The 4,945-nt window shown below is 43.3% G+C and carries 7 protein-coding genes; 4 read left to right on the plus strand and 3 right to left on the minus strand.

Translation table 11 applies throughout. From position 1 onward, the window contains the following. Positions 1–61: 61 nt before the first annotated feature. Positions 62–238 (minus strand): hypothetical protein, encoded by a 177-nt coding sequence (locus O9324_RS25005; RefSeq protein WP_288141617.1) that lies wholly within the window; start codon positions 236–238, stop codon positions 62–64. Here O9324_RS25005 and prfB point away from each other — a divergent pair. Then, positions 210–1,335, plus strand: a protein-coding gene (gene prfB, locus O9324_RS25010; protein ID WP_287629133.1) for a peptide chain release factor 2 whose coding sequence is annotated in 2 segments (ribosomal slippage) — positions 210–281 and positions 283–1,335 — 1,125 coding nt in all. Because the reading frame shifts where the segments join, the coding sequence is not laid out codon by codon here. The two genes, O9324_RS25005 and prfB, sit on opposite strands and share 29 nt — an antisense overlap. A gap of 82 nt (positions 1,336–1,417) precedes the next feature. Next, positions 1,418–1,669, plus strand: coding sequence for a DUF8653 family protein (locus O9324_RS25015; protein ID WP_002739055.1), 252 nt, complete (start codon positions 1,418–1,420; stop codon positions 1,667–1,669). A 95-nt stretch (positions 1,670–1,764) separates the two neighbouring features. Here the strand turns inward: O9324_RS25015 and hemH are convergent, their stop codons facing one another. Beyond that, a complete protein-coding gene (gene hemH / locus O9324_RS25020) occupies positions 1,765–2,928 on the minus strand; it encodes a ferrochelatase (protein WP_002766118.1) in 1,164 nt (387 codons plus the stop codon). Between the two features lie 119 nt (positions 2,929–3,047). Here hemH and O9324_RS25025 point away from each other — a divergent pair, with 119 nt between their 5' ends. Next, positions 3,048–3,671, plus strand: a complete 624-nt coding sequence (locus O9324_RS25025; protein ID WP_288141618.1) for a class I SAM-dependent methyltransferase — start codon at positions 3,048–3,050, stop codon at positions 3,669–3,671. 99 nt (positions 3,672–3,770) lie between these two features. Then, positions 3,771–4,325 (plus strand): YqeG family HAD IIIA-type phosphatase, encoded by a 555-nt coding sequence (locus tag O9324_RS25030; RefSeq protein WP_002766120.1) that lies wholly within the window; start codon positions 3,771–3,773, stop codon positions 4,323–4,325. Positions 4,326–4,578: 253 nt separating this feature from the next. Here O9324_RS25030 and O9324_RS25035 read toward each other — a convergent pair. Next, a partial coding sequence (locus O9324_RS25035) for an IS200/IS605 family accessory protein TnpB-related protein (protein ID WP_288141619.1) occupies positions 4,579–4,945 on the minus strand: 367 nt, incomplete at its 5' end.

Genomic DNA, 4,945 nt, shown 5'->3' on the forward strand with positions numbered 1-4,945 from the left:
GGGGAAATGGGGAAATGGGGAAATGGGGAAATGGGGAAATGGGGAAATGGGGAAATTTCAACTAAAACCCCAAAACCCTAAAACCCCAAAACCCTAAAACCCCAACTCTCAACTCCGGCCTCCTGACTCCTAGAGTAACTGATAACTGATAACTGATAACTGATAACTGATAACTGATAACTGATAACTGATAACTGATAACTGAAAACATGGAAATATCAGAACTAAAAAAAGGCATCGAGATAGTAGGATCGCGCCTGGGTAAAACCCAGGACTATCTTTGACTTACCCACTTTAAGGGCCAAAATTAAAGACTTAGAACAGGTGGCAGCCGTCCCCACTTTTTGGGATAATCCCGATACTGCTCAAAAAACCCTGCAAGAACTAAACGAATGTAAATCTTATTTAGAAACCTATCAAAGTTGGTGTGAACAATTAGAAGATACCAAGGCAATTATCGAGTTATTAGAATTAGAATCCGATCGAGCTTTACTAGAAGAAGCAACGGACAATTTAACTCATTTACAGCATGACCTCGATCGCTGGGAATTGCAACAGCTTTTAAATGGTCCCTACGACGCAAAAGGAGCGGTTTTAACGATTAATGCGGGGGCCGGGGGAACCGATGCCCAAGATTGGACAGAAATGCTCCTGAGAATGTATTCTCGCTGGGCCGAGAAACAGGGATATAAAGTCACTTTAGCGGAAATATCAGAAGGAGATGAAGCGGGAATTAAATCGGTGACAATTGAAATTGCTGGAACTTATGCTTACGGTTATCTAAAAGGAGAAAAAGGCACCCATCGGTTAGTCAGAATTTCCCCTTTTAATGCTAATGGTAAACGTCAAACCAGTTTCGCCGGGGTGGAAGTGATGCCAATTTTGGGCGATGATGCGGTGAGGGTAGAAATTCCCGATAAAGATTTAGAAATTACCACCGCTAGATCGGGGGGAAAAGGTGGACAAAATGTTAATAAAGTGGAAACTGCCGTGCGTGTGGTTCATCTTCCCACAGGTATCGCTGTACGTTGTACCCAAGAGCGATCGCAATTACAAAATAAAGAAAAAGCCCTAGCTTTATTAAAGGCGAAATTGTTAATTATCGCTCGGGAACAACAGGCTCAAGCGATCGCCGAAATTCGCGGCGATATGGTGGAGGCCGCTTGGGGCAATCAAATCCGTAACTATGTTTTTCATCCCTATCAATTGGTTAAGGATCTCCGTAGCAATGTGGAAACCACCGATGTTACTGGGGTAATGAATGGGGATTTAGATAGCTTTATTGAAGCCTATTTACGTTTGGGGGGTAACAGTGCGGGTTATACTGATTCCTAAGATGAGAGCAGCTCTATTTTCTCGCAAATTCTGTTCTTATTGGCTTGTCAAGCTGTTTGTCCTCTACTAAGAAGAAAAATCAATGGTTATTATCGAGATTACCAATGTGGAAGAAATATTAAGCGCAAAAATTGGCTCTTTCGCCGCTAAAATCGTTCAAGCTCTAGCAGATGATGAAGGGAAAGTGGAAGAGGTTCTCATCAAAGAATTACAGGCTAATTTTCAGGAAAGGGGGATTAAAGCTAATCTGTTTAGCGTCACTGGGTTAGATATGCTCGGCAATGGCAGGCTAGAAGTTAACGTTAATGTTCGTTCTGCTAATATGATGTCCTAAGAGAAGATGAAATCGCCAATGGTTGGGTTAAATATAGTTAAACCCAACCTTATTTTGGTAGTTACCGTCAAAAGCAATGGCAACGAAGCTTGAGGTTATAATAAACCAACAAAATGTAACGGTCCTTGACCGGTAATTAATTCGATAATAATTGCCAGAAAACCGATCATCGCTAATCGACCATTCCACACCTCAGCTGCCGTGGTCATTCCCCATTCCCAACGCTCCTGGGGATACATTTTCATATTCGCTTTCGGACGGGTAATTTGCTCGAAAGTGGTGGGTTTTTCCTCTAGGGATTTTACCACTAACTGGGAGAGAGATTCGATAAACATCGGGTGAGTGTTAAGAGCCGGTACTCGCTGAAAATGTTCAATTCCCGCTTCTTCCGCTACTTCTCGGTACTCTATATCGATTTCTTGCAGGGTTTCGATGTGTTCCGAGACAAAGCTAATCGGCACGACCAATAAATGCTTAATTCCCTGCTCTCCCAATCCTTTTAAAGCATCTTCAGTATAGGGTTTTAGCCATTCCACCGGACCGACGCGACTTTGATAGGCTAAAGTGTACTGATTGGGTCGGTTGAGCGTACGCATGATCGCCCTAGTGCATTCTTCAATTTGCCTTTGATAGGGATCTCCCGCTTCCTCCACATAACTTTGGGGGACACCATGGGCGCTAAAAAAGATATGTACTTGGTCAGGATTAGGACACTGCTCTAATTCTCGCGCAATCAGATCCGCCATAGCACTCAGATAAGTGGGATGATCGTACCAAGAGGGGATGAGAGTATATTCCGTTAAACGTAGATAGGGGTCCTGCTGCCACATTTCCTCCAGCACACGAAAACTGGAACCACTGGTACTGATCGAAAATTGGGGATAAAGGGGAAGAATAACTAATTTTTTGATATGATCCCGTTTAATCCGCTCGATCGCTTCTTCGGTGAAGGGATTCCAGTAACGCATCCCAATATAAACGCTCACCTCGCGCCCCATTTCCGCGAGACGTTGTTGCAGTGCCGTGGCCTGTGCTTCCGTAATCTTGAGTAAAGGGGAGCCACCGCCAATCTGACGGTAATTTTCTTGGGATTTACTCGCTCTTAGCGTCGATATTAACCAAGCTAACGGTTTTTGTAATCCTTTGATCGGTAAACGGATGATTTCTGGGTCAGAAAAAAGGTTAAATAGAAAAGGACGTACATCCTCTAACCGCTCTGGCCCACCCAAATTTAATAATAAAACCCCAACGCGACCCATAGTGTTAACAGATAATTTTTAAATTTTCAGATTCTTTACCAAGTTTAACAATATATCGGTGGAACCGTTAAAACAAATTACAGGCGACAGAGAACTTAATCAAATCTTGGAGGTTGATCTTGGCTACTATTTTACGTCCCCTCAGTTATCAATATCAATGGCTTTACGATGGTATCTCCCGTCTGGCTGCCCTAGCAGTGGGTGGTGAGTCACGTTTTCGGCAATTGGCCCTAGAAGGCTTAAAAATCGCTAAAAATGACCCTATCCTCGATCTCTGTTGTGGTGCGGGTCAAACCACCCGTTATTTAGTCCCCCTATCCGATCGCTGTACGGGTTTAGATGTCTCTCCCTTGGCCCTACAGCGAGCTAGTTTAGCGGTACCGCAAGCGCATTATCTGGAGGGATTAGCCGAAAAAATGCCCTTTAGTGCCGGAGAATTCGCCCTTGTTCATACTAGTGCCGCTCTCCACGAAATGGAACCGGAGCAGTTAGAGGAAATCCTGAAAGAAGTGTATCGAGTTCTCAGACCGGGGGGAATTTTTGCCCTCGTGGATTTTCATCGACCCACTAACCCGCTTTTTTGGCCTTCTTTAGCCCTATTTTTGCAATTATTTGAAACCGATACCGCTTGGCAGTTTATCGATCGGGATCTGATCCGATCTTTACAGGCGATCGGTTTTCGTGATTGTCAACAAAAATTATACGCTGGGGGCAGTTTACAGGTGATTCAAGCGGTCAAGTAAAGGGATTGACCGGGCAAGATTTTCAGAGGCAGTCGGTCATTTATACTAAATAGGGAAGCTGAGTTCGATCGACTCGGTGCCAGTTATTTTTGAGAAGTAATGACTAGAGCAAAAATTCTACAACCCGATTTAATTTTAGGGGATACGATTCTCGGTCTCACTCTGGAGATTTTGAGTCAGCATCGGATTAAGGGATTGATTCTCGATGTGGATGATACCCTTGTTCCCCTCCAGGAAACGGCGGTTTCTGACGACTTACAGCGTTGGGTCGATTCCTTGCGTCTTGATCTACCGATTTGGTTGGTCAGCAATAATCTCAGTGAAAATCGGATCGGTGCGATCGCTGATAATTTACAACTTCCCTACCTTCTCGGTGCGGTGAAACCCTCTCGACGCAAACTCCGGCAAGCGATGGCAGCCATGAGTCTCCCCCCCCAACAAATTGCCATGGTTGGCGATCGCTTGTTTACCGATGTTTTAGCGGGAAATCGTCTGGGAATGTTTACCATTCTGGTGAAACCAATGGTAAATCCCTTGACGGGGGGGCAAGCTTATCCAATCCACGATTTTGAGGTATGGCTATCACAAATTCTCGGTGTTTCCCTCCATCCGCAGCATTACTTAATAAAACCTGACCAATCGTCACAGAAGTAAATATTAAAAAATAATTAAGTATAGAGGAAACGATGGAAAAGTAGGAAATACTATAGACAATTTGAAATGAGGTCAGCCGAGATAAAGACCTTAAATATATGAAAGTCAGTAGATAGAAGGTGCCAGTTTTTGCGGATATACGCCAAAAGCTGGCGCTACTGTTTTTGAGTTTTATCTGTTTGGATGTCATAGTTAGTAAAAGTATAGTCAAATATAGACAGACTGAATTCCATTTCAGAAATTCCCTTCACTTTTACTTCGAGAGATTGATTCTCCTTGGGTGAACTACGCACCTCTCTATCCCATAGCGGTTAAACGCATTTGGGAATGCTTTTCGCAAAATATTGTAGGAACCCATGACATCAGATTGAACCAGAATCCCCTTATCTGTACGATATAACCCTCGCGAAATTCTTTTTCCTGAAAACACTGGCTTTTCAGTTATCTTTCCATACACTGGTAGCGGCTCTAAATTCAAAAAATTAGAAGCTGAGGTATAGGATTCTTCTTGAAGAATCACAGAGATTCCTTCTAATTGACATTTATAACTAATCATCTCAATTAATCGAGCATGAGGGATGGTCACAAATTTTTGATTGTTGACTTTTCCTAAGTTCACT

It is taken from the genome of Microcystis sp. LE19-84.1B, from assembly GCF_027531875.1.
In the GTDB taxonomy this organism is placed as follows: Bacteria; Cyanobacteriota; Cyanobacteriia; order Cyanobacteriales; family Microcystaceae; genus Microcystis; species Microcystis panniformis.

Bases quoted from the DNA above. Each gene is read 5' to 3' on its own strand.
- O9324_RS25030 (WP_002766120.1), top strand. From the start codon at position 3,771: ATGACTAGAGCAAAAATTCTACAACCCGATTTAATTTTAGGGGATACG.
- O9324_RS25005 (WP_288141617.1), bottom strand. From the start codon at position 238: ATGCCTTTTTTTAGTTCTGATATTTCCATGTTTTCAGTTATCAGTTAT.
- hemH (WP_002766118.1), bottom strand. From the start codon at position 2,928: ATGGGTCGCGTTGGGGTTTTATTATTAAATTTGGGTGGGCCAGAGCGG.
- O9324_RS25015 (WP_002739055.1), top strand. From the start codon at position 1,418: ATGGTTATTATCGAGATTACCAATGTGGAAGAAATATTAAGCGCAAAA.